23 protein-coding genes and 1 pseudogene are annotated in these 22,673 nt (G+C 62.6%); 14 read left to right on the plus strand and 10 right to left on the minus strand.

The window, feature by feature from the left end; translation table 11 throughout:
- The first annotated feature begins 7 nt into the window (after window positions 1-7).
- Window positions 8-1,738: a Na/Pi symporter gene (locus tag EOB36_RS00440; RefSeq protein ID WP_127292894.1), complete on the plus strand. Its 1,731-nt coding sequence runs from the start codon at window positions 8-10 to the stop codon at window positions 1,736-1,738.
- A 201-nt stretch (window positions 1,739-1,939) separates the two neighbouring features.
- Here the strand turns inward: EOB36_RS00440 and EOB36_RS00445 are convergent, their stop codons facing one another.
- Window positions 1,940-2,719 (minus strand): pseudouridine synthase, encoded by a 780-nt coding sequence (locus EOB36_RS00445; protein ID WP_127293752.1) that lies wholly within the window; start codon window positions 2,717-2,719, stop codon window positions 1,940-1,942.
- A gap of 27 nt (window positions 2,720-2,746) precedes the next feature.
- Entirely contained in the window at window positions 2,747-3,397 is a 651-nt protein-coding gene (locus tag EOB36_RS00450) for a GntR family transcriptional regulator (protein ID WP_127293770.1), read from the minus strand.
- 135 nt (window positions 3,398-3,532) lie between these two features.
- Between EOB36_RS00450 and EOB36_RS00455 the strand changes: the two genes are divergently transcribed.
- On the plus strand, window positions 3,533-4,777 hold the full coding sequence (locus EOB36_RS00455; protein WP_128284039.1) for an FAD-dependent oxidoreductase: 1,245 nt from the start codon (window positions 3,533-3,535) through the stop codon (window positions 4,775-4,777).
- 201 nt (window positions 4,778-4,978) lie between these two features.
- Here the strand turns inward: EOB36_RS00455 and EOB36_RS00460 are convergent, their stop codons facing one another.
- Window positions 4,979-5,200 (minus strand): hypothetical protein, encoded by a 222-nt coding sequence (locus EOB36_RS00460; protein ID WP_095482866.1) that lies wholly within the window; start codon window positions 5,198-5,200, stop codon window positions 4,979-4,981.
- 287 nt (window positions 5,201-5,487) lie between these two features.
- Here EOB36_RS00460 and EOB36_RS00465 point away from each other — a divergent pair, with 287 nt between their 5' ends.
- The 3 genes and pseudogenes from EOB36_RS00465 (at window position 5,488) to EOB36_RS00475 (ending at window position 7,550) form a co-directional block, all read left to right on the plus strand.
- Entirely contained in the window at window positions 5,488-5,766 is a 279-nt protein-coding gene (locus tag EOB36_RS00465; RefSeq protein WP_095482843.1) for a metal-sensing transcriptional repressor, read from the plus strand.
- A gap of 35 nt (window positions 5,767-5,801) precedes the next feature.
- A pseudogene (locus EOB36_RS00470) lies at window positions 5,802-6,740 on the plus strand (cation diffusion facilitator family transporter); the annotation flags it as partial.
- Window positions 6,741-6,839: 99 nt separating this feature from the next.
- A complete protein-coding gene (locus EOB36_RS00475; protein WP_095482841.1) occupies window positions 6,840-7,550 on the plus strand; it encodes a sulfite exporter TauE/SafE family protein in 711 nt (236 codons plus the stop codon).
- Between the two features lie 222 nt (window positions 7,551-7,772).
- Here the strand turns inward: EOB36_RS00475 and EOB36_RS00480 are convergent, their stop codons facing one another.
- Window positions 7,773-8,678 carry a LysR substrate-binding domain-containing protein gene (locus tag EOB36_RS00480; protein ID WP_128284040.1) on the minus strand — a complete coding sequence of 302 codons (906 nt, stop codon included), beginning with the start codon at window positions 8,676-8,678 and terminating at the stop codon, window positions 7,773-7,775.
- Between the two features lie 128 nt (window positions 8,679-8,806).
- On the opposite strand from EOB36_RS00480, the gene EOB36_RS00485 reads away from it, so the two are divergent.
- Window positions 8,807-9,511: an SDR family oxidoreductase gene (locus tag EOB36_RS00485; RefSeq protein ID WP_095482839.1), complete on the plus strand. Its 705-nt coding sequence runs from the start codon at window positions 8,807-8,809 to the stop codon at window positions 9,509-9,511.
- Window positions 9,512-9,615: 104 nt separating this feature from the next.
- On the opposite strand, the gene EOB36_RS00490 is transcribed toward EOB36_RS00485, so the two are convergent.
- Window positions 9,616-10,041 carry a helix-turn-helix domain-containing protein gene (locus EOB36_RS00490; protein ID WP_095482838.1) on the minus strand — a complete coding sequence of 142 codons (426 nt, stop codon included), beginning with the start codon at window positions 10,039-10,041 and terminating at the stop codon, window positions 9,616-9,618.
- Window positions 10,042-10,106: 65 nt separating this feature from the next.
- On the opposite strand from EOB36_RS00490, the gene EOB36_RS00495 reads away from it, so the two are divergent.
- Complete coding sequence (locus tag EOB36_RS00495) at window positions 10,107-10,844, plus strand: cation transporter (RefSeq protein ID WP_128284041.1); 738 nt, start codon at window positions 10,107-10,109, stop codon at window positions 10,842-10,844.
- A gap of 82 nt (window positions 10,845-10,926) precedes the next feature.
- On the opposite strand, the gene EOB36_RS00500 is transcribed toward EOB36_RS00495, so the two are convergent.
- Window positions 10,927-11,292, minus strand: a complete 366-nt coding sequence (locus tag EOB36_RS00500) for a VOC family protein (RefSeq protein ID WP_127293740.1) — start codon at window positions 11,290-11,292, stop codon at window positions 10,927-10,929.
- Window positions 11,293-11,440: 148 nt separating this feature from the next.
- Here EOB36_RS00500 and EOB36_RS00505 point away from each other — a divergent pair, with 148 nt between their 5' ends.
- The 4 genes from EOB36_RS00505 (at window position 11,441) to EOB36_RS00520 (ending at window position 14,011) form a co-directional block, all read left to right on the plus strand.
- Window positions 11,441-11,752, plus strand: coding sequence for a hypothetical protein (locus EOB36_RS00505; protein WP_245329733.1), 312 nt, complete (start codon window positions 11,441-11,443; stop codon window positions 11,750-11,752).
- Window position 11,753: 1 nt separating this feature from the next.
- Complete coding sequence (locus EOB36_RS00510) at window positions 11,754-12,653, plus strand: sigma-70 family RNA polymerase sigma factor (RefSeq protein ID WP_095482836.1); 900 nt, start codon at window positions 11,754-11,756, stop codon at window positions 12,651-12,653.
- A gap of 235 nt (window positions 12,654-12,888) precedes the next feature.
- Window positions 12,889-13,479, plus strand: a complete 591-nt coding sequence (locus EOB36_RS00515; protein WP_095482864.1) for an ankyrin repeat domain-containing protein — start codon at window positions 12,889-12,891, stop codon at window positions 13,477-13,479.
- A 13-nt stretch (window positions 13,480-13,492) separates the two neighbouring features.
- Entirely contained in the window at window positions 13,493-14,011 is a 519-nt protein-coding gene (locus tag EOB36_RS00520) for a YHS domain-containing (seleno)protein (RefSeq protein WP_127204159.1), read from the plus strand.
- A gap of 11 nt (window positions 14,012-14,022) precedes the next feature.
- Here EOB36_RS00520 and EOB36_RS00525 read toward each other — a convergent pair whose 3' ends face one another.
- The 4 genes from EOB36_RS00525 to EOB36_RS00540 form a co-directional block, all read right to left on the minus strand.
- The gene (locus EOB36_RS00525) at window positions 14,023-16,218 is read right to left on the minus strand and encodes a tetratricopeptide repeat protein (protein ID WP_128284068.1); all 2,196 of its coding nucleotides are present in this window, start codon (window positions 16,216-16,218) and stop codon (window positions 14,023-14,025) included.
- Window positions 16,219-16,940: 722 nt separating this feature from the next.
- Window positions 16,941-18,098, minus strand: a complete 1,158-nt coding sequence (locus EOB36_RS00530; protein WP_095482833.1) for a mandelate racemase/muconate lactonizing enzyme family protein — start codon at window positions 18,096-18,098, stop codon at window positions 16,941-16,943.
- Between the two features lie 129 nt (window positions 18,099-18,227).
- On the minus strand, window positions 18,228-19,163 hold the full coding sequence (locus tag EOB36_RS00535; RefSeq protein ID WP_095482832.1) for a LysR family transcriptional regulator: 936 nt from the start codon (window positions 19,161-19,163) through the stop codon (window positions 18,228-18,230).
- Window positions 19,164-19,232: 69 nt separating this feature from the next.
- A complete protein-coding gene (locus tag EOB36_RS00540) occupies window positions 19,233-20,126 on the minus strand; it encodes a LysR family transcriptional regulator (RefSeq protein WP_095482831.1) in 894 nt (297 codons plus the stop codon).
- A gap of 91 nt (window positions 20,127-20,217) precedes the next feature.
- On the opposite strand from EOB36_RS00540, the gene EOB36_RS00545 reads away from it, so the two are divergent.
- From EOB36_RS00545 to EOB36_RS00555, 3 genes are read left to right on the plus strand one after another with little or no spacing between them, the layout of a single operon-like run.
- Window positions 20,218-21,003 (plus strand): SDR family oxidoreductase, encoded by a 786-nt coding sequence (locus EOB36_RS00545; protein ID WP_128284042.1) that lies wholly within the window; start codon window positions 20,218-20,220, stop codon window positions 21,001-21,003.
- 10 nt (window positions 21,004-21,013) lie between these two features.
- Complete coding sequence (locus tag EOB36_RS00550; protein ID WP_095482829.1) at window positions 21,014-21,718, plus strand: ribonuclease activity regulator RraA; 705 nt, start codon at window positions 21,014-21,016, stop codon at window positions 21,716-21,718.
- Window positions 21,715-22,641, plus strand: a complete 927-nt coding sequence (locus EOB36_RS00555; RefSeq protein WP_128284043.1) for a dihydrodipicolinate synthase family protein — start codon at window positions 21,715-21,717, stop codon at window positions 22,639-22,641. Before EOB36_RS00550 ends, EOB36_RS00555 begins: the two co-directional genes overlap by 4 nt.
- The last annotated feature ends 32 nt before the right edge of the window (window positions 22,642-22,673 follow it).

Genomic DNA, 22,673 nt, shown 5'->3' on the forward strand with positions numbered 1-22,673 from the left:
GCGTGACATGGACATAGATATCTTCAAGGACATCCTCGTGCCGGTGATCGGGGGGTTGGGCATCTTCATGCTCGGCCTCGACTTCATGGCAAACGGCATCCAGGCGCTTTCGGTCAACCGGATGCGCGCCTTTCTCGCCAAGGCCGCCGGAACGCCGATCAAGGGCGTGCTGGCAGGAACGCTGATCACCGGCGTCATCCAGTCGTCGACGGCGATGAGCGTCATGGTCGTCGGCCTGGTCAATGCCGGCGTCATCGCCTTGAGGCCGGCGATCAGCGTGATCATGGGCGCCAATATCGGCACCACGCTCGGCAACGGGCTCATCGCCCTGCCGCTCGGCCCGCTTGGATTGATCCTGGCCGGCGTGTTCTCGCTGGTCTACTGCTTCGCCAAAAGCGAAAAGGTCAAGAACATTGCGCTCGCCTGCATGGGCTTCGCGCTGATCTTCTATGGCCTCAACCTGATGACCGGCGGCCTGCGCCCGCTTCGCAACCTGCCCGAAGTCATGGCGCTGCTGCAAACGCTGACGGCCGACTCCTATGTCAACCTTCTCAAATGCGTGTTCATCGCCGCCGGCGTGACCGCCATGATCCATTCGTCCTCGGCGACGATCGGCATTGTGATGGGCCTTGGCGCCGCCGGCATTCTCGACTGGACGACGGCCGTCGCCTTCTCGCTCGGCGCCGATCTCGGCACCACGATCACCTCGTGGATGGCTTCGCTCAATCTTTCGAAGAACGCCAAGCGGACCGCTTACGCGCACATCTCGTTCAACATCATCGGCGTGTGCATCACCATCCCGCTGTTCTTCGTCTCCATGCAGGTCCTGGAATGGGCCATGCAGTTCTTCGGCGGCGATCCCGCCATCCCGGTGATCGTCGACGGCAAGGAGACCTTCCCCCTGGTGCCGGTCGCGGTCGGCCTCTACTCGACCTTCTTCAACATCTTCAATACATTGTTGCTGTTCCCGTTCATCGGTGTGTTCGAGCGGATTTTGTCGCGTGTCGGCCACACGGATGCCGATGACGCGGAGGATTTCTCGACGCCGAGATTCCTCGACCGCAAGCTGGCCGGCGATTTTGCCAAGGCCGTTCCCGCCGTTCAGCAGGAAACGGCCCGTCACCTCGAGGCCGGCGCAATGTTCCTCGACATCGCACGCTCGTCCAAGAAGGCGCCGTCGGATCCGGGCGAGCACTATCTCGCAACCGACATTCTCAGCCGCGATATCCGTGCCTACACCGCCGAACTGATGAAGGAGGATTTGCCTTATGACCAGCTCGACCTGATCGCCAGCCTGATCGAGGAAGCCGACTTCACGGCTGCCTTGACGGAATCGATGCATCAGGTGGCACGCCGCGTCAGGCGCGAGAAGTTCAGCGGCCCGGCGCAGGCCATCGTCGACGTGGCGTTGAGCAAGCTCGATGTTTCGCTGCGGGAGATCTTGCCGACTTACGGCATCTCCAACCCGCAGATGCCGGCCGGCCACGTCAATCTGCCGGAGGTCGAGGAGCTGCGCGCCCGCACGCTGGCGCTCGGACCGAATGCTGGCGCTGCTGAGCGTGGCACGATCCTGGCCCTGCTCGGGTCGATCGAACGCGCGGAAATCCTGATCCAACGCATCGATGCCGAGCGCAAATCGATCAACCGGCAAAGCGTTCTCGCCCGTGCCTCGGCACGCAAGGAAGCCAGGCCGCACTCGATGGGCGATACCGGCCTCAGCCCGGTTCCGGCCGAGTAGCGGGAAAGCTGGGGGGGGCGGCGGGGCTGCCCTTTCCCTTCTCCCCTTGTGGGAGAAGGTGGATTGGCGCGTAGCGCCAAGACGGAAGAGGGGTGTTGGAAGGATCGCTGTTGGTGCCAAGCTGGAACACCCCTCATCCGACCGAGCTTCGCTCGGCCACCTTCTCCCACAAGGGGAGAAGGGAGAGCGAGGCGTCTTCGCTCAGCCCTGAAGCAGCGCCAGCTCTTCGGCGGTGAGGTGGCGTGCCTTGCCCTTGGCAAGGTCGCCGAGCTGCAATGGACCGATCGCCACCCGCACGAGGCGAAGCACTTCCACGTCATAGGCGCCGAGCAGCCGGCGGATGTGGCGGTTGCGGCCCTCGTCGAGGGTGATTTCGAGCCAGGCGGTGCTGCTGCCGCTGCGCAGGATTTCGATCGACCGCGCCGTCAAATCCTCGCCATCGACCGTGGCGCCGGCGCGCAGCCGCGCCAGCATGGCCTCGTCGGGCAGGGCGCCGATCTGCACGTGATAGATCTTGGCGACGTGCGAGGCGGGGTCGAGCAGGCGCTGGGCAAAGCGCGTGTCGTTGGTCATCAAAAGCAGGCCCTCGCTGGCCTTGTCGAGACGGCCGACCGGCGACACGAAGGGCAGGTCGAGTTCTGCCAGGCAATCATAGACGGTGCCGCGGTCCTGCGGGTCGTCGCGGGTGGTGACCAGGCCGCGCGGCTTGTTGATCATCAGATAGACCTTGCGCTCGGCGACGACGCGGCTGCCGTCGACCTCGATGCGGTCGCGGCCGGGATCGACGCGCATCGAGCCGTTGCGCACGATCTTGCCGGCGACCCGGACGCGCCCTTCGGCGACCAGGATCTCGGCCTGCTTGCGCGAGCACAGGCCGAGTTTCGACAGCGCACGGCAAAGGCTGACGCCGGGTGGACTCGCTCGGGGACGACTGGCGCCAGGCGAGGGGCGTGGCCGGCCGATGTTCGATCGTGGCGTCATGGTCTTGCGTGGTCGTTGCGGCAAAGGTCAGGACTTTCCCGCCAGCCCATCTCCAGCCTTGGCAAGCGTTTCCATGCCTTCGCTGAGGTGCTTTCGCAAGACGCGGACGGCTGCCTCGGCATCGCGGTGGCGGCAGGTCGTCAACAGATCGCGGTGCTCAGTCTGCGAGCGGCTGCGATAGTTGAGGTTGGACAGGAGAACGCGAACGTAGCGATCGGCCGCATTGTGGTGGGCTTCGATGAGGCCAAGAAGACGGGCGTTGCCGCAGGCGCTGTAAAGGGCCAGGTGAAAGGCACGGTTCAGCGTTCCCCAGCGGCCGACATTCGGCTCGGCGTCGATCTGGTTGAGCACATAGCCGGCCTCGTCGAGCTTCTCCTTGCCGAGGTTCGGCACCGAGAGCCGCAGCGCTTCGCTTTCGAGCAATGCGCGGACCGCAAAGATCTCCCGGATCTCGGCAGCGTCCATCCTGGCGACATGCGCGCCCTTGGTCGGATGGATCGAAACGATGCCTTCGGCTTCGAGCTGGCGAAGCGCATCGCGAACCGGCATGCGGCTGAAGCCGAAGCGCTCGGCAAGATCGTCCTGACGCAGTGGCGTGCCGGCCGCCAGACTGCCGTCGGCGATCGATTCGCGCAGCACATTCGCCACCTGCTCGGCCACCGTCAGCGGTTTCTGCATCAAGCCCTCGCCAAGTCCGCTCACTCGATTCTCCTTGTCACTTGGACCCTGCCTAACAGAAAGCAGCTTGTCTGGATATCTGGATACTCGTATACGAGTATCCAGATATCCCATATATCCGCAGGGGGAAACTCCATGTCGCTCGCATCGGGCCGCTCAGCCAAGCAACCGGGCTCCTATAACAGACCGGTCGACGCCGTCGTCATCGGCGGTGGCATCGCCGGTTGCACGCTGGCCTGGGAGTTGGCGTCCAGAGGCGTCAAAACGGTCGTTCTCGAACAGGCCGTGATTGCCGCCGAATCGTCGGGACGCAACACCGGCACCTTGCTCAGCGGCCCGCAGACGCAAGTGGTCGAGATGCTCGACGCCTGCACGGCGATCTATGAGGAGCTTTCTCAAGGAGCGGTGCCCTTCGAGTTCTCGGCGATAGGTCACCTGCTCATCTCGGAAGACGAGGCCAGCTTCGAGGCGGCCGGCACTGTCGCCGATCGCTACCGGGCCGCCGGTGTCGCCATGGAGAAGGTCACCGGCGCGGAGCTCGCGCGGGACCATCCGCGCATCGGCTTCAAGGTGGCGGGCGGCTATAGCGTCGGCCGCGCCTGGACGCTGGAGCCGATGGGGGCGACGCATGCCTTCGCCCACGCTGCCCGCGAGGCCGGTGCCGCGATCCGGACAGGGCTTCGCGTCGCCCAGATTTTCTCGAAGGGCGGCAAGGTCCAGGGCGTGCTGACGGATCAGGGGATCATATCAGCCGATCTCGTCTTCATCGCCAACGGGCTGTGGATGTCGGACCTGCTGCGGCGAACCGTCGGCGACGGGCCGCTGCCTAGCCTGCCGTTCACAGCCGGCCGCGGCTGGCTGATCCAGTTGGGCAAGCTCGACTTCGAGCTGCCGTGGATCGTCGAGGAACTGACATGGCCGGACCAGGAGGAACTGGGAAAGCGGATGAGCCTCGCCGGCCTTGCCGACGTCGCCGAACAGCGGGACGACCAGCCGGCCGTCGAGGCCATCTGCCTCAATCCGATGCGTGGCGGCGATGCGCGGCTCGGCGCATCGGTCCAGCCGGCTTTTCACGACTTGGTTCGCAACACCGATATGGCGAGCCGGATCGCCAGCCGCACGCTGCGCATGCTGCCCGGTCTTGGCTCGCCGCGGGTGAGCAACGTCTATCCCGGCAACCGGCCGATGCTCTCCGACGGTCTGCCGGTTGCCGGCAAGACTGCCATCGAAGGCCTGTTCGTGCATGGCGGCATGGGTTCGATCGGCATGCATGCCGCGCCGGCGACGGCGCGCTGGCTGGTGGACGCGGTGCTTTCCGGCGATGGCAACCCGACGCAGCAATGGCTGCGCCCAGACCGCTTTCCCGGCTGGGGGCGATGAGTGCCTGCCGTGCCTTCGTTGCGAAAGAGCGCCTCCGGACATCATGGCAAGGTTGGCGGGACAGCGCCCCCTCTGTCCTGCCCTCTTTGCCAAAACTTGGCATCTCCCCAATCGAGGGGGAGATGCTTCGCCGACGGCGCTTCTTTTTCGAGGTTGGCGATTGACGTGGTGCCTGGCTGATCGCCAGGGGTGCCACGATCGTCAATTCGCCCTGGGGTCGTCCAGCATCTCGACAACGAAAGACGCGGCAATCAGGTCGTCGGCATCGAGGCGTAGGGAGCCTTCACTTCCTCCCATGACGGCGGCGACCTTCTGAAAGGTTTTCATCTCGTGCTCGGTAATCCGGGCGCTCTGCATCCTGGCTTTGAGATCAGCGACGCGCAGCCCCAATGTGTGGGACGTTCCAATTTCTCGGTTCGACATGACAACATGCTCCTCCCCAACCCATGCTCTTGCCTCCCCACCGATATTCGCCCGTCGCCAAGTTTGCCTAAATATGAGGCACGGCGAATACAGCGCCCCGAACGCGTGGTGCGAGGGAAGGTTCCAGCGCGACATGGTCACGAAATAATACGGGCCGGCCGGTCCGACAGGCTAACCGCAAGAGGGTGGCAGGTCGCTGGACGGGCCGGTGGTTTTCTTCGATCAGTGGGAAGCCTCACCGGCAAAAAGATTGACCGTATCCCCCTGGGGAGGATAGGAACGCAGGCATGTCCGAAGGCATCCACCGTTCGCATCCCGATATCGTGAAGCGTCTGAAGCGCGCGCAAGGCCACCTTGCGGCGGTGCTGGCCATGTTCGAGGCGCATCGTCCTTGCGTTGATCTGGCGCAGCAGCTTCATGCCGTGGAAAGCGCCATCAGCAGCGCAAAGCGCGAACTGATCCACGATCATATCGAGCATTGCCTGAGCGATACTGCGGAAACGGGCACCGCGGAAGCGGGCGGCAACTCGCTGGCGGAACTCAAGCAACTGGCGAAATACCTGTGAGCAGTCAAATACCTGTGAACAGCCTCGGCGCGCGCATTCTCGACTGGTTTGGGTTCGGGGCGCGCGATCACGCGGCGCATGGTCATGGCGGCCACGGCTCGCACGGTCACACCCACGGGGTCATCGATGCGACCATCACGACGACGGACCGGGGCATCTGGGCGATAAAATGGTCGTTCGTCATCCTGGCAATCACGGCGGCGATGCAGATGGTCGTGGTGGTGCTGTCGGGCAGCGTAGCGCTGCTGGCCGACACGATCCACAACATCGGCGACGCCACCACCGCCATTCCGCTGTGGATCGCGTTCATACTGGCCCGGCGCAAGCCGTCGCCGACCTTCCCCTACGGCCTTGGCCGGGTCGAGGACCTGGCCGGGATCATCATCGTCGGGATCATCCTGTTCAGCGCCATCGTCGCTGGTTATCAGGCCATCGATCGTTTGATAAATCCACGCGTGGTGACGCATCTTGGGTGGCTGACGGCGGCAGGCATTGTCGGCTTTCTCGGCAATGAGGCCGTTGCGGTGTTCCGCATCCGCGTCGGCCGGGAAATCAACAGCGCCGCGCTGATCGCCGACGGCTATCATGCCCGCACCGACGGCCTGACCAGCCTTGCCGTGGTGTTCGGGGCGCTCGGCGTCTGGCTCGGTTTTCCGCTGGCCGACCCGATCGTCGGCCTGCTGATCACACTTGCGATCTTCGGTATCGTCTGGCAGTCGGCCCGCTCGGTGCTGACCCGCATGCTCGACGGCATAGAGCCTGATGTCATCAGCGAAATCCACCATGCTGCCGCGCACGTGCCGGGAGTGCGCATCGTCGACGCCAGGGCGCGATGGATCGGTCATAAGCTGCACGCCGACATTGCCATCGCCGTCGACGAAAGCCTGCCGGTCTCCGAAGCGAGAAAGATCACGACGGCGCTGGAAGACGAGCTGTTCGAGCACATGCCGGCGCTTGCGGCGGCCAACATAAGATTGGCGAGAGCGGATGCGGATCATCCCCATGAGCATGGTCACAGCGAACACAGGCACTAACGGTCGCTCCGACCGGCTCGTTTCTGTTACCCTCGGCTGATGTTCCAAATCCTTATCGAGTTCCAACGAACGATCTATCTGGCGGTCGGCGCGCAGATCAAACTGCTCTCGGTGGGAGGCGACTGGCTGGCGTTCATGTCTTTCCTACCGATGGGCATCGTCTTCGGCGCCGCCCATGCGCTGACGCCGGGTCATAGCAAGGCCGTGCTGGCGACATATCTTGCCGGTTCGGATGTAAAGGTTCCGCGCGGCCTTCTCGTATCGATCACGCTGTCGTTCACGCATGTGATGATTGCCGTTCTGATTGCGGTCCTCTCGCTGCCACTGGTTTCCATCGCCTTGGGCAGTGTCGGCCGCGCTCCGCTTTTGGAGGATATCAGTCGTGGGCTGCTCGGCCTGATCGGTGTCTGGATGCTCTGGCGCGCTTTGAGCCACGGCCGTCACCATAAGCATGAGGGCGAGGCAGTCGGCGTTATGGCAGGTCTGATCCCGTGCCCGCTGACGCTTTTCGTGATGACCTTCGCGATGTCCAGGGGCATTCCCGGTGCCGGCATTCTCTTCGCGATCACCATGATGGTCGGTGTGGCGCTGACGCTGTCCTGCGTCGCGGTGTTGTCGATCCTGTTTCGGAAACGTCTGGTGGATTTCTTCGCCGGCAAGCCACTCGAAACCATTTCCCGAATCCTCGAAGGCGTTGCCGGGCTAGCGCTTGCGGGCGTTGCCGTCTGGCAGATCATGTCCGGTTCCTGATCGTGCTCAGGTGTCAAGGCGCTTGATCCGCACAATAGGATCAAGATAGGTCTCTATCTCCTTGTTTGATGGAACTTTTCCGGATCATGTGATGTCTCCGCGCCACGATGTCGGGCGCGCAGCCGGTTCGACGCAGGATTGTCGGCGCCATGACGTTTAGACCTGAGGTTCGGCATGGGCGAGCCGTGTCAGGCGCGTCTCTCGAACATCGGGGCTTGGTGTTCACGACGACAGCCGTGTCTCATCGCCCTCGTTCAGCAGCCATTGCCGAACGGCTTGCGTCGGCTCGGGGTGTCGCTGCTTGCGTGGAACCACGACGTAGAAATCCTGCGTGCCGCGCATCTCCACCCCGAGAGGCTGGACCAGCCGGCCGGCGGCGAGATCGGCCGCGACGAGAAAGCGGCTGGCAAGCGCGATGCCCTGGCCCGCGACGGCAGCTTCTATCGCGAGGGCGGTCTGATTGAAGCGTATGCGTCTTAGCTGCGTCGTCATCTTCAGGCCGACGGCCTTTTCCATGAATTCCGGCCACAGATTGTGCGCATCGTGGAGCAGCACATGATCCTTGATTTCTGCCGGCGCGATTTCGCTCGCGCCAGCAGGCAGCAAGGAGGGGCAGCACACGGCGATGATCTGTTGCGGAAACAAGAGATCGACGAGAAGGCCGGCGCCGAAGGGCGGGCGACCTTGCCTGACCGCGATGTCGACGCCGTCGGCCTGGAAGCTCGACAGGCTTTCGCTGGCCAGAATTCGCAGGTCGACAAGCGGGTTGTGCGCCACGAACTCCGGCAGTTTCGGGATCAGCCACTTGGTGGCAAAGCTCGGGGTCACACTGATCGTCAGCCGGGCCGGCTCGGGGCGCAGCAGCAGGGTTGCATCCGAAATCAGGTCGAAGGCACGGCGAATGTTCGGCACATAGGCGCGACCCTCACTCGTGAGCGCGAGGCCGCGCGGCAGCCGCTCAAACAGCTTTACCCCCAGATCGGTCTCCAGCCCGCGGATATGCTGCGCCACAGCACCCTGCGTCACGTTCAGCTCTTCGGCTGCGATGCGGAAGTTGAGATGGCGCGCGGACGCTTCGAAGGCGCGAAGCGCATTGAGCGCCGGCAAGCTATGGAAGGCTTCGGGCATCCAGGAGTTTTTCTACAGGTTGATTTCAGACTTTCTGGTTCGAACCAGCCGGGAGAACCGGTTATATCACTACTTCAGCCTCGAAGACATCGCTTTCAGATTCCTGTCACCCGAGAAGGAAGATTACGATGAGTGTAGAAAAAGTAGCTGTTGTCGTTGCCGGTGGCAGCGGCATGGGCGCTGCGGCTGCAAAGCGTCTGGCGGGGGATGGCTTCAAGGTCGCCATCCTGTCCTCATCCGGCAAGGGCGAGGCGTTGGCCACGGAGCTTGGCGGGCTTGGCGTGACCGGCTCCAACCAGTCGAACGACGATCTGCAGCGTCTCGTGGATCTCACGCTCGATCGCTGGGGTCACATAGATGTCCTGGTCAATAGCGGAGGTCATGGGCCACGTGCGCCGATCCTCGAAATCACCGACGACCAATGGCATACCGGCCTCGACATCTACCTGATGAACGTCGTCCGGCCGACGCGCATCGTCGCGCCGCACATGGTCAAGCAGAAAGCCGGCGCCATCATCAACATCTCGACGGCATGGGTTGTCGAACCGAGCCCGATGTTCCCGACCTCGGCCGTGTTCCGGGCGGGGCTTGCCGCTTACACCAAGATCTTCGCCAACACATACGCCGCCGACAACGTTCGCATGAACAACGTCCTTCCCGGCTGGATCGACAGCCTTCCCGCCACCGAGGAGCGCCGCGACAGCGTGCCGATGCAGCGTTATGGCACCAGCGATGAAATCGCCGCGACGATTGCCTTCCTCGCCTCCGAAGGGGCCGGATACATTACCGGTCAGAACATTCGCGTCGATGGTGGCATCATCCGTGCGATCTGACGCCGCCTCGACGCCGTGGCTGGGGCATTACGGCAGGGGGCAAAATGACGCTACAAGCGGCCCGTATCCACCGGCCGGAATCGACCTTTGCAGACTGCACTCAATCAGGTCTCAACTAAGCGGCCATGCCCGTGACTACTGTCGGCCAAAGTATCAATGACGCGGCATTCAGCCACCCGGCCAGAGGCGCATTCCTTGACCATCCGCTGCAATTCCGTTCGTAGAGCGTTGAGGCTGGCAATGCGTTCCTCGACTTCAGCAAGGCGTGCTTTTGCGATCCTGTCGGCAACACTGCAAGATTGATCTGGGTTGTCCTGCAGCGACAGAAGCGCACGGATTGCCTCGATATCGAAGCCAAGTTCACGCGCATGCTTGATGAACGCAAGTCGCGCCGTGGCGTTTTTGCCATAGCGCCTTTGCTGCCCTTCGGTGCGAGGCGGCGGCGGCAACAGGCCGATCTGTTCATAGTAGCGGATGGTCGGCACCTTCACTTCGGTGCGCCGCGCGAGTTCGCCAATCGAAAAATCCATGAAAAAGCCTCTTGAACCTCTAGTCACTATAGGGACTACGGTGCCTGCACAAAAGGAGGCGCCGCATGGCTGACCATTGCTGCAATCACGAAACGAACGCTTGCTGCGTCCCGACGCCGTTGGTCTTTCCAGTGAGCACGACGGCCGCTCGCAACGAGGTCGAAAAGGCTTGCTGCTCTGGGCGCGTGCCAATCTTTGACGGTATGGACCCGCGCTACAAGCGCATGCTCTGGACAGTCATCGGCATCAATGGGGCGATGTTCCTGACGGAGATGGTGGCCGGTCAGCTTGCGGGCTCGCAGGCGTTGACGGCGGATGCACTAGATTTTTTCGCCGATACCATCACCTACGGGTTGAGCCTCGCCGTGATCGGGGCAAGCCTGCGCACACGAGCGACGGCCGCCCTGTTCAAGGGCCTCTCGCTTTCCGTTATGGCTGTCTGGGTCTTTGGCTCCACCGTCTATCAGACCCTTGTCCTTGGACTTCCGAGCGCTGAGGTAATGGGTGCGATCGGCTTTCTTGCGCTAGCGGCAAACCTTGGTTCCGTGCTCCTGCTCCGACGCTACAAGGACGGCGACGCGAATGTGCGATCGGTCTGGCTTTGCTCCCGCAATGATGCGATCGGAAACGTTGTGGTTATGGCAGCGGCATTGGGTGTGTGGGGCACATCGACGGCATGGCCCGATCTGGCGGTGGCGGCACTGATGGCAGGCATCTTCCTCACGTCTTCAGTGCAAATCCTGCGACAGGCGTGGCGCGAGTATCACGAAGGACAGCGCCCTGGTCGGGTTGCTGCAGAATGACAGGCCATCGTCCACTCACCACCCTCTCCAGCCGTCCAAATGGCCGCGTCAGAATTCAGAGGCTCGCTCTCCGGCCGGTCGCTTATTGGCTGGCGACCACCATGCGGTTGCCCTCGCTGTCGCGAAATTCCGCCACCGTGCGGCCTGGCTGCCAGGGCGCCTCCTGCGGTTCGGTGATGATCTCGACGCCGCCAGCCTTCAAAGCGGCGATCGTGGCCTCGACATTCTCGTCGACCAGCACCAGCACGGGCTCCGCGCCTGCCGTGTCGTCGGCGCGCCTCACGAAATGCAGGTTGGTGACAGCGCCGGGAAATGTCAGCTCGATCCAGCGCCAGCCGCTATCGCCCATCTTCTCGTCGGCTGCGACCTGGCAGGCGAGATGCCTGATGTAGAACGCCTTGGCGCGGTCCTGGTCGAACACCGGCAGTTCAGCAAACTGGATGTGCATGGTCGTCTCTCCTGCTCCTTGATGGTGCTGCGTAGCGGTTCACAGGTGGAAGACGATCCGGGCGGCCGAAAAGATTCATGCCGAGCCGAGAATCTTTTCGGGAACGCGAAACGTCTTCTGCTCAGGTCAACCAATCAGGAGACGAACAATGGGCTACAAACTCATTCGCTACGGCGTGAAAGACACCGGGCTTGAAGAGAACCGAGCGCTGGTGGCAAAAGTGTTCGAGGCGCTGAATGAGACGGCGCCGCAGAGCGTGCGCTATCTTGTGCTCGAACTCGACGACGGCGAATTCATCCACGTCGTCGGCGAGGGAAATGACACATCCGCGCTGACCGGGCTTGCGGCCTTCGAGGCGTTCACGCAAAACCATGCGGAGCGGCGTTCTACGCCGGTCAAGCGATCGCCTGCCAGAATCATCGGCAACTACCATGTCCTCGAGGGCGGCAAAGCCGGATAGAATGGACGCCACGATTCCACGGAAACTCGACCGGCCGGCGCTGGAGGCGATGCTCTCCGAGCTTCGCCCGAGGCTGCACCGCTACTGCGCCCGCATGGCCGGCTCGGTCATCGACGGCGAGGACATCGTGCAGGACACGCTGGTGAAGGCACTGCAGGCGGTCGACGGCAGCATGACGGTCGAACGGCCCGAGCAATGGCTGTTTCGCATCGCCCACAATGCCGCGCAGGACCATCTGCGCCGGCGCCACCGGGAAAGGTCGCGCATCACCGAGGCCGACATGACCACGATCGAGGATCCCTCCGGCAGCGCCGACAGTAGGATCGCCGCGGCGGCCGGCCTGCGCAGCTTCATGCAGCTTTCGGTGGCGCGGCGCGGCGCCGTGATCCTGGTCGACGTGCTTGGCCTTTCGCTGCACGAGACCTGCGAGGTGACCGGCGCAACGCTCGCCGCGACCAAGGCGACGCTGCATCGCGGGCGGGCGCAGCTGCGCTTGCTTGCAGCCGAGCCGGAGCAGGTCGCCGCGCCCCGGCTCGACGCCGACGACGAGCGGCGGCTGCGCCGTTATGTCGATCTGTTCAACGCACGTGACTTCGACGCGGTCAGGGCGCTGATCGCCGAAGATATCCAGCTCGAAGTCGTCAACCGCCTCCGCCTGCGCGGCAAGGCCGAAGTGTCGACCTATTTCGGCAATTACGACCGCGTGACCGACTGGGCGCTGTCGCTGGGCTTCGTCGACGGCAGGCCGGCGATCCTGATCCGCAACCCTGGGGAGCCGGACGGCGCCGTGCGCGGCTTCATGCTGGTCGAATGGCGGGACGAGCAGGTCGTCCAGATCCGCGACTTCCGCTACGCGTCCTGGTGCCTGGTCGATGCGGAGATCAGCGCGGTGGAGGGGTGAGGGGAGGGCTGGAATAGCGAAGGCGACATGGCCAAGGTTGCGCCACCGGCTGCCCTATTTATCGAGGTGGCATTTGACACAGCCTGCGGTCGCGGGTGGAACCTTCCGCCGTGACCCGGAGGCGACTTCCCCGGTGGAGCTTAAAGCGGACATCCGGCCGCGCTGTCCGCCGGCATCTGCCCCGATGAGCCCAATGCAGCTTGTATGACTCGAAGCTAATATGCTATTTTACACGATGCGCGGACTGCTGGCACTTACTATGCTGGTATTGGCGGCTACAAGAGTAGTCGCAGGTGAGCCGTTGTTCGACTCCATCGCTGCCGGCGACAAGAGTGCCGTGGAGCAAGCCTTGGCAGGCGGTGCCGACGTCGACAGCCGCGCACGCGACCAGGCAACGCTCCTCATCGCTGCTGCTCTCGACGATCAGCTTCCCATTGCGGAATTCCTGCTGAGCAAGGGCGCCGACGTCATGGCGCGCAATTCCGGTGGGTTTACCCCCCTCCACGCGGCTGCCTTTTCTGGAAGCCTCCCAATCGCCAAGCTGTTGCTCGAACAGGGGGCGGTTCTCGAAGACTCGGCTAACAAGTCTGGGGTCACACCGTTGATAGTAGCGGGTGAGGAAAACCACGTTGAACTGGCAGAGTTCCTCATCGGCAAAGGCGCGGATGTGAACCATCCTGAAGCTCACGGCTACTGGCCGACCACCCGCGCGTTCTGGAAGGGCAATACCGACATCATAAAACTATTCAAACGGCATGGCGCGACGTGCCAGGCGAAAGTCCTTGGCGAAGCGAACGCTGCGAAGTGCGAAGCTATCCACGATTGAACGGAGAACGCAGATGAACATATCGATCAGACTGGTTCCCAATTCGGCGTCGGCAGTCGTATGTGCGCTCACCTTGATGGCCGGTGCAGGCTCTGCCTTCGCCGACTCGGTGAATACCGGCTACTTCGGCGGAGTGGCGATCATGGGCTACGACACGGTCGCTTATTTCACCGATGGCAAGGCCGTGAAGGGTTCCGAAGATTTTTCCTATGAGTGGCTTGGCACGCCGTGGCATTTCGCCAGCAAGGAACACAAGGAAATGTTCATGAGCGAACCTGCCAAATACGCTCCTCAATACGGTGGTTACTGCGCGGGCGAGGTCGCGCTCCATGAATCCGTCACCGTCAATGTCGATCCGGAAGCGTTCAAGATCATCGATGGCAAGCTCTACCTGATCTACGACGAAGGGAACGCGGCCGCCTTTGCGGACAATGCCGATGATCTTGTTCCGAAGGGCGATGCAAAATGGCCGGTCGTCGAAGCAAAGTTGGCAGTCGATGAGCCGGATTGGAACTTGATCAATAACCCCTGAGTCTTGCGAGCTCAATTCACTGTCACGAAGTGAAACACCATACCTGCATTGACATAAGAATACCCGTTGCCGGCAGCGTCCCTGCGTCTGTAGACGGGACCACAGATGGGGCGCCCAAACATATTTTCGCTATGCTCACATAAGAGGTCGCGATCGACGTAGACCCTCTCGGTGAGCATTCGTGTCATCGTGCGGAAGACTGCCGTGCCGTCCTGTTCTATCTGCATAATGGCTGGAAGCCCGTCGGGTTCGATGTTGCCTTTCAAGGTCTTGCCAACAACAAGAGATGCGATTTCCGCGCCGTTCAACCGGTCCTGTTCATCGGCGGTGAAGCCGAACGGCCATTCGGGAAGTCCTGCCAGGCGTAGGGCGTCGATGATCGGCGCCAAATCTTCAGCGTTGCGAAGATGGGCATAGTGATTCCGAAACGCGTCCAACGATCGCAGTCGAGCCAAGGATTCGGTCTTCGTCACCAGCCGGAGGCCGTCCGCAATCGCCGCTTTGGCGTCCTCTGTGCGGCCGGCGCGGGAATAGGCCGCTGCGAGCAGAATCCTAAGGCTGCCCGCCTCTGGAGCATCGTCGCGAGCGCGCTCGAGAGTCTCAATGGCTTTCCTGGTGTCCCCGAGCAAAAGCAAGACAACCCCGACAACCTCCCGGTCTATCGGAGCCAGATTGGGATCAAGCTTCAATGCCGTCTCGACCGCCAAAGCCGCTTTGTTATGGTTGCCGGCGAACAGCTGGATATAACCAACGGCAATTTGCGTCGCAGCGTCTCCGGAGCCTAATGCGACAGCACGCTCCGCCGAGGTGATCGCATCTTCATAGCGGCGATCCATGACCTGCATAATCCCGAGAACGGCGTAGGGCGATGAAAACTCCGAATCGAGCTCCAAAGCACGGCTTGCCTTCTCATATGCTCTCTTTCGCGCAAGCGCGCTCTGAATGATATCATCGGAGGCAGTGCGCCAAAGATAGACACTCAGCCGTGCGTCGGCGGCGAAGGCCTCGGCGAAGGTGGGGTCGAGCTTCTGCGCCTTCTCATACAGCGCAAGCGCCTCGCGCAATCCGTCGCCTCGACCGGTGCGCGCCTCCCGCTCCGCACGGAGGTAGGTATCATAGGCTTCGAGATTTGCAGTCGGCGGGCGTGCCATTCGCTCGCTCTCGGCTGCCGAAGCTTGGACGCCGAGCGCCTTGGCGATTTCCCGGCTCATCTCGTCCTGGACTGCAAACACGTCCGCGATGCCGCGATTGAACCGATTAGCCCATAGATTGTCGCCAGTGGCGATATCGATGAGTTGCGCGTTGAGGCGGATTTGATCGCCGGTCCGCCTCACGCTGCCGTCAACGACAAATTGCACGCCAAGGTCACGCCCAACATCTGCCAAAACGAGGGGTTTTCCTTTGTAGGCAAAGACGGAGTTACGGGCGATCACATCGAGCCCGGAAAGCTTCGCAAGGTCGGTGATCAAATCTTCGGTGATGCCGTCGGCAAAATAGTCCTGGCCAGGATCGCCGCTCAGGTTCGTAAACGGCAGTACTGCAATGGATGGCTTTTCGAGCGCGGAGAGCTTTTGCCATTGCCATGCAAAAATGCCTGCAAGCAAGACGATGAGCAGCGCTGCTACTCCTGCCAAAATCATGATGGGCGAACCTGGCCGGCGTGGCGCCGCTAAGATCTTCCCCGCGTCTCCGGGATCGAGCAGAACCCGATAGGCGCGAACCGGATCGGCGATATTCTTGAGGCGCTGCCCTCCGAGATCCGCAAAGCCGACATCCACTTTGTGCGCTGCGTGATCGAACGCCGTGCCGGAGATGCAAATTCCGCCGGGCTCTGCGATCGCCTGCAGACGGGCGGCAATGTTTACCCCGTCGCCGTAGATATCGTCACCCTCAACGATGATATCACCGAGATTGACACCAATGCGAAACCGGATTTGCCGGGCTTCGGCGATGCCCTTGTTGCGGTCGGCCATCCGGCGCTGGATTACAGCAGCACACTGGACGGCATCGACGACGCTGGCGAACTCGACGAGCGCGCCGTCGCCCATGAGCTTGATCATGCGGCCGTGGTGCTTCTTGATCTCGGGGTTGATCAGTTCGCGACGGCAGCTCTTCAGTCCCTCGAGCGTGCCTACCTCGTCCTCGCCCATGAGGCGGCTGTAGCCAACCACGTCGGCAGCAAGTATTGCGGTAAGCCGTCGGTCCATACGTGCCGTGCGCCTTCCCTGGTCGGTCGTAGCGGCTTTACCTTTCACCCTATTCTAGTCCTGCTTCGGACGCGAGCGTGCTTTAGCTATAGCTAGCGGATGGCGGGGTTACTCGGCATACGCAACGCGCCGGTCCTTCCATCCACGAGAGTTCTGAACGGAAAGCTCTCTCGACAAGATGTCCGCTTAGGTCATCAGCGCCGGCTTGGCTGAGTGTCCGCTTTGGAGACGCCGAAATGCTCTGGGAATGACCGGAATGGGTCAGATCGCGTGGATGCTCCCCAAGGTCCTGAATGTCCGCTTCCACCCCTTTAACGGCTGAAAGCCGACCGTCCGCTTCCGGCCCAATCGAGACGTTCCTCGCCCCGCCGTGTCCCGAACCTTGTGTGGACCCGGCACGGCTTCGGCGATGTCGATGTCTGGGCCGTTGAGATGGATGCGGGCAAAAACCCATCGAGGCTCACGGCGCTGAACATCCAGCCGCATCAAGAAGCCGGATATACGTCAGCAGTTGTGACCATCAACCGGATTCGGCTAACCTGTTGCAATCGGGCGGGGTCCTATACGTTCCCACATATGAGTCACAGCCCGTTTTGCACGAAAGGCTGGGATTCCCATTCCATGGTCATTGACAGGGAAGGGCAGATGGCGGGACAGGCAGCAAACTTCGCTCGCCGGCCGCGTTGGGCCAATCTACCTTATTAAGCCGACGCCTGGCCGCGCTACATTTGCACCGCGAACTCCTTGATCAGGCCATCCTTCGGCTCAAGCCCCAGCCCCGGCTCCTGCGACACACGCAGATAGCCATCCTCGGGTTGTGGGACGCTCTTGAAGATTGCGTTGTAGGCCATCCACTTGTGGAAGTGGTATTCGACCACTCCGCCGTTCGACAGGCCGGCATGCAGCGCGATGTTGTGCGGGCCATTGCCGTTGCCGTGCGAGAGCGGGATATGGAAGAGCTTGGCAAGGGCGGCGGTGCGAATTGCCGCGGAGTAGCCGCCGTCATTGTTGACGTTGGGCTGTATGTAGTCGACCGCATCGGCCAGGATCAGGTCGCGTGCGGAGAACTTCTCGTTTTCCGCCGCAGCAACCGGGATGATCGTTTTCGAGCGCAGCTCGCGCAGCAGCCTCGGATCGTTGTAGTAAAGCGGCTCCTCGACGAAGCTGATGTCGAGCTCCTCGCATCGCTTGCACAGTTCCACCGCCTGGGCCAGGGTCATCCGCAGATTGCCGTCCATGGCGAGCTTGACGTTCGGGCCGACGGCCTCGCGCATCGCCCTCATGCGGATGTAGTCATCCTTCGGATCGGGGATCGGCTGACGGCCGACGGTATTCTTGAGATGGTTGTTGCCGAGCTTGACTAGGTGGGCCGCCTCCGCGGCCAGTTCCTCCGGCGAATAGACCGGAGCGTTGTCGTAGGCCGCGCCGTGCGTGACATAGACCGGCACCTTGTCGCGCGCGCCGCCCAGCAGGTGATGCACCGGCTGGCCGAGCATCTTGCCCTTGATGTCCCATAGCGCGATGTCGATCATCGCCAGCGCCGAGATCAGCGTCCTGCCGAGCGGCCGCTCGAAGCTGGCGCGATCGAACAGCAGGGGAATGCGTTCGGTGCGCATCGGGCTCTCTCCGATGATCGTCGGCGCGATGTATTTGTTGATCAGGTCGATGGCGACGTGGTGGGTGTAGCCGCTGGTCGCCCAACCGACGAGGCCGTCGTTGGTCTCGACCTGGAGAAGCAGTGCGCCTTCCTTGTTCGGCTTGTCGCGATAGGGCGGCGGCGTGATCGGAATGTTGGCGAGCTTGTGCGCTTGGATACGAGCGATCTTGCTCCTGGTCTCGACGACATTGTTGTCCTGTTGGACATAAACATCCTGAAGCACGAATTCTCTCCTTTCCCGACGTTCCGTGTGCCGGGAAGGCACTGTCTAGCGGAAGCCGAACTTCAAAAGAAATTCAAAAATCCCATCGATTATTCTGAAAATCTGAAGTCGCCTTGATCGCGCCAGCCTTCAGGTCTGGCGCAGCGACACCCGGATCAATTGTGCGAGCCGTTCGGCGGCCGGCGACAGTTCCTTGCCACGCTTGCGCACGATGCCGTAGCGGTGAATGAGCTCGGGCTCGACGATCTGGTAGACGCGCGACTGGTTCGGCTCCGCGAAACGGACGATCGACTGGGTTAGAATTGCCGCGCCGATGCCGGCCTCGGCCATCGCGACGAGTGTTTCCGCCTGGATGCAGCGGTACCGCACGTTCAGCGCGATGCCGCGAGCGGCAGCCTCGCGCTCGAACATCGCACCCATCAGGGTGGTGGTGTGGTAGTGGAGCAAGGGCAGGCTGGACAGTTCCGCCAGCGTGATGGTGCGACGATTGTGCGGACACATCCGCGTGGGGATCAGCGCGTGCAGCGGATCGTCGAGCAGCGGCTCGAAATCGAGGTCCGGATCGCCTGAGATCGGGCCTATTCCGAAATCGACAGCATCGGCCTGTATCACCCGGTAAAGGTCGGCGGACTTAAGTTCCGACAAAAGCATCTTGATTCCCGGATAGTCGCGTTCGAACTCGGCGAGGATACGCGGCAGATGGGTCGAGGCGATGGTGGGCGCGCAGGCCAGCGCGACCTGGCCGCGCCGGATGGCCAGTGCCTCCTGGACGTTGCGCAAGCCGATGCCGACCTCTTGCAGGCCGCGCTGCGTGCTGGCGAACAATTTGCTTCCTTCAGGCGTGAGCTTGACGTCGCGCGTGGTGCGGTTGAACAGCTTGGCGCCGAGTTGGTCCTCGAGTTGCTTTATCTGCATGCTGATGGCGGACTGCGAACGATGTGCCCGGTCGGCGGCCTCCTTGAAGCTGCGGTTTTCGGCGACCAGCATAAAAGTTTGCAACAGCTTGAGGTTGACCCGCGCCAAAGCGGCCGCATTCGCGTCCAGCGGTGGTTTCAGTTCGCTCATTGGTGTCGCACCCCAGGATCCTCCTTGGCCACGCTAGCGCGGCCGGAGTCATGGTCGCAGCCAGGCGGATCAAGCATCGTCGGCCATCTTCCCGCCTGACGAGACTGCCGCAAAAGCGTCCAGAAGGACACCCACCAGCCGTCCTGAAGGCGCGCTGCGCGGCCACAACATGCCGATCTCGCGCACCAGCGGCGGGCCGGGCAGCGGCAGGCGCGCGACCGACAGCCCCTCCGGCCATGGCGGCGCCCAGTCGGGCAGAACGGAAACACCGAGACCGTTGCTGACCATCACGGCTATGGCTTCCAACGAATCCAACTCGAGCCACTCCCGGGGCCGAAGCTTCTGGCGGCGCAGCCACTCGTCGGCCAGCCGGCCACCCCAGTTGTTGCGGTCATACCGGATGAAAGGCAGCGTTGCGAGCAACTGTTCCGGATCGCCAGTGGCGAGGGCACTCGGCGCAAGCAGGATCATAGGCTCGGTCCGAAGCACGCTCCAATGCAGCGATTTTGGGATCGGAAACGGCGGTCGCACCAATATGGCCGCGTCGATGCTTCCGTCGCCGAGCGCCTGATAGAGATCAGTGGAAGTGCCGGGGAGAACGAAGACCTCGACCGAAGGAACCGTGTCGACAAGGTGCCGCAGGGCGGGCGCAAGGATGCCGGTCAGCGCGGTCGACACGGCGCCGAGTCTCATCTCACCTGATGGCGAATCGGTCTGTGCAAGCGTTTTCAGGTGGCGGATGTCGCCGAGGATTCTGCGACTTTGTTCAAGAATCGCATGGCCGGCATCGGTGGGCTGCACCACGCGGCCCGCGCGTACCAGCAGCCGTTTGCCGAATTCGTCCTCCAGCGCCTGCATGCGCTGGGCCACGGCGGCCGGCGTGATTGCCAGACGGCGGGCCGCCTCGGCCAGCGAACCGAGTTCGGCCACGAGCAGGAAGGTTTCGAGAAAGCGTGATTCCATCGATAGAAAAACTATCATCAAATTATACGGCAAGCCATGTTTTCTTCTGTGCACCGTTGATGATAATCCGCCTTGAATTGGAGGGTTTTCTGTGGATCTCGAACTGAAGGGTAAGGTCGCGCTCGTCTTTGGAGCCGGCGGCGGATTGGGCGGGGCGATCGCGCGGTCGCTGGCCGGCGAAGGCGTGCGTGTGGTCGTCGCCGACATCGACGAAGCGGCTGCGGAGAACACCACCTCGGCCATCAAGGGCGCCGGCAACGAGGCGCTGACAATGGGCTGGGATATCGGCGACCTGTCGTCGATCGAGGGACGCTTGGCCTCTATCGAGAAGGCCTTCGGCTCGGTCGACATTCTGGTGAACAATACGGGCGGCCCGCCGCCGACGCCGGCAGCCGGCCAGTCTTCGCAGGACTGGTCGAAATTCTTCGACAGCATGGTGCGCTCGGTGATCGCCGTTTCCGACGCGGTGCTGCCCGGCATGCGCCAGCGCAAATGGGGCCGCATCATCACCTCGACGTCCTCCGGCGTGGTCGCGCCGATCCCTAATCTCGGCATGTCGAACGCGCTCAGAATGGCATTGGTCGGGTGGTCCAAGACGCTGGCGGCCGAAGTCGGCCGCGACGGCATCACCGCCAACATCGTGCTGCCCGGGCGCATCGCCACGGGACGCATCACCTTTCTCGACGAACAGAAAGCCAAGCGCGAGGGGCGCTCGGTCGAGGAAGTAGCCGCTCAAAGCACTGCGTCCATTCCGGTCGGGCGCTATGGCCGGCCGCAGGAATATGGCGACATGGTCACCTTCCTGGCGAGCCCGCGCGCATCCTATATCACCGGCTCCGTCATTCGCATCGACGGCGGCTTGATCCCCAGCATCTAAGGAGACTCCGATGACCCTCGACCCGAAAGTCGTAGAGACCCTGCAGGGCGTCTCCACCGCGACCCTCACCACGGTCCTTCTGAAGAAGGGCCTGCGCAATGTCTGGATGCGCGGCACCAAGCCTATCCGTCCAGGCCAGCCGCGCGTGGTAGGGCCGGCCTTCACTTTGCGCTTCGTGCCGGCGCGTGAGGACCTCGCCACCCCGGCTAGCTGGGCCTCGCCTATTTCGACCCGTGCGGCGATCGAAGCGATGCCCGAAGGTTGCGTGGCGGTGGCTGACGCAATGGGCGCGCTCGACGCCGGTATTTTCGGTGATATCCTCTGCGCGCGCATGGCCAAACGCAATGTCGCCGCATTGGTCACCGACGGCGCGATGCGCGACGCCGCGGGCGTGCTCGGTACCGGCCTCAACGTATGGTGCAACGGCATTTCCGCGCCGCCTTCAGTGGCCGGTCTCACCTTCGTCGGCTGGCAGGAGCCGATCGCATGCGGCGGCGTGGCGATCTTTCCTGACGATATCGTGGTGGTGGACGATGACGGCGCGGTGTTGATCCCGGCGGCATTTCTCGACCAGGTGCTGGCCGAAGCGCCGGAGCAGGAGGCGATGGAAGCCTGGATCATGACCGAGGTCGATCGCGGCGTGCCGCTGCCCGGTCTCTATCCGATGAACGAAGAGACGAAGGCGCGCTATGCCGCTTTCGCGAAGAAGACGTGACCTTCGGCGTCGATGCCAAGGGCATCTATCCGATCGCGGCGACGCCGTTCAATGCTGACATGTCGGTCGACTACGACTCCGTCGACCGGCTGACGGAATTCTACCAGGATGCCGGCGCCACCGGCATGACGATCCTCGGCATTCTGGGTGAAGCCCAGAAACTGGAGCCAGAGGAGTCGCTGACTATCGCAAGACGCGTGATCGCGCGCTCGCGTGTGCCTGTCGTGGTTGGAATATCCAATCCGAGCTTTGCCGCCATGCGCAGGCTGGCGCACGAGGTGACGGATGCCGGCGCAGCCGGCGTGATGCTGGCTCCAGCCTCGCACCTGCGCAGCGACGAGCAGATCGCCGCCTATTTCCATCACTGCGTGGAAGCAATTGGTCCGGACGTGCCCTGGGCCCTGCAGGATTTTCCGCTAACGCTGTCGGTGATCCTGTCGGTGCCGATGATCTCGCGCATTATGAAGGAACATCCGTCCTGCGTCATGCTGAAGGCAGAGGACTGGCCGGGACTTGAGAAAATCTCGGCGATCCGCAAGCTCCAAGCCGCGGGCGACCTGCGGAAATTCTCGATCCTGACCGCCAATGGTGGGCTTTTCCTCGACTTCGAGCCGGAACGCGGTTCGGATGGCGCGATGACGGGCTATGCCTTTCCGGACATGCTGGTCGAACTCGATCGGCTGCACCGCGAAGGCGAGCGCGACGCAGCGCACGATCTTTTCGATGCCCACCTGCCGTTGATCCGTTTCGAGCAGCAACAGGGGATTGGCCTCGCGGTGCGCAAATACGTGCTGATGCGGCGCGGCGCCATAACATCGGACGTGCAGCGCAGCCCGCGCTCGTCGCTGACGCCGACCGGTCGATCCGAAGTCGACTACCTACTGGAACGGTTGGCTCGAAAGGACCCGCGAGCAAGGCGGTGACGATGCATGCCGAGCGCCCGCCGCGGGATACG

This window comes from Mesorhizobium sp. M6A.T.Cr.TU.017.01.1.1 (assembly GCF_004023115.1).
Lineage (GTDB): Bacteria > Pseudomonadota > Alphaproteobacteria > Rhizobiales > Rhizobiaceae > Mesorhizobium > Mesorhizobium mediterraneum.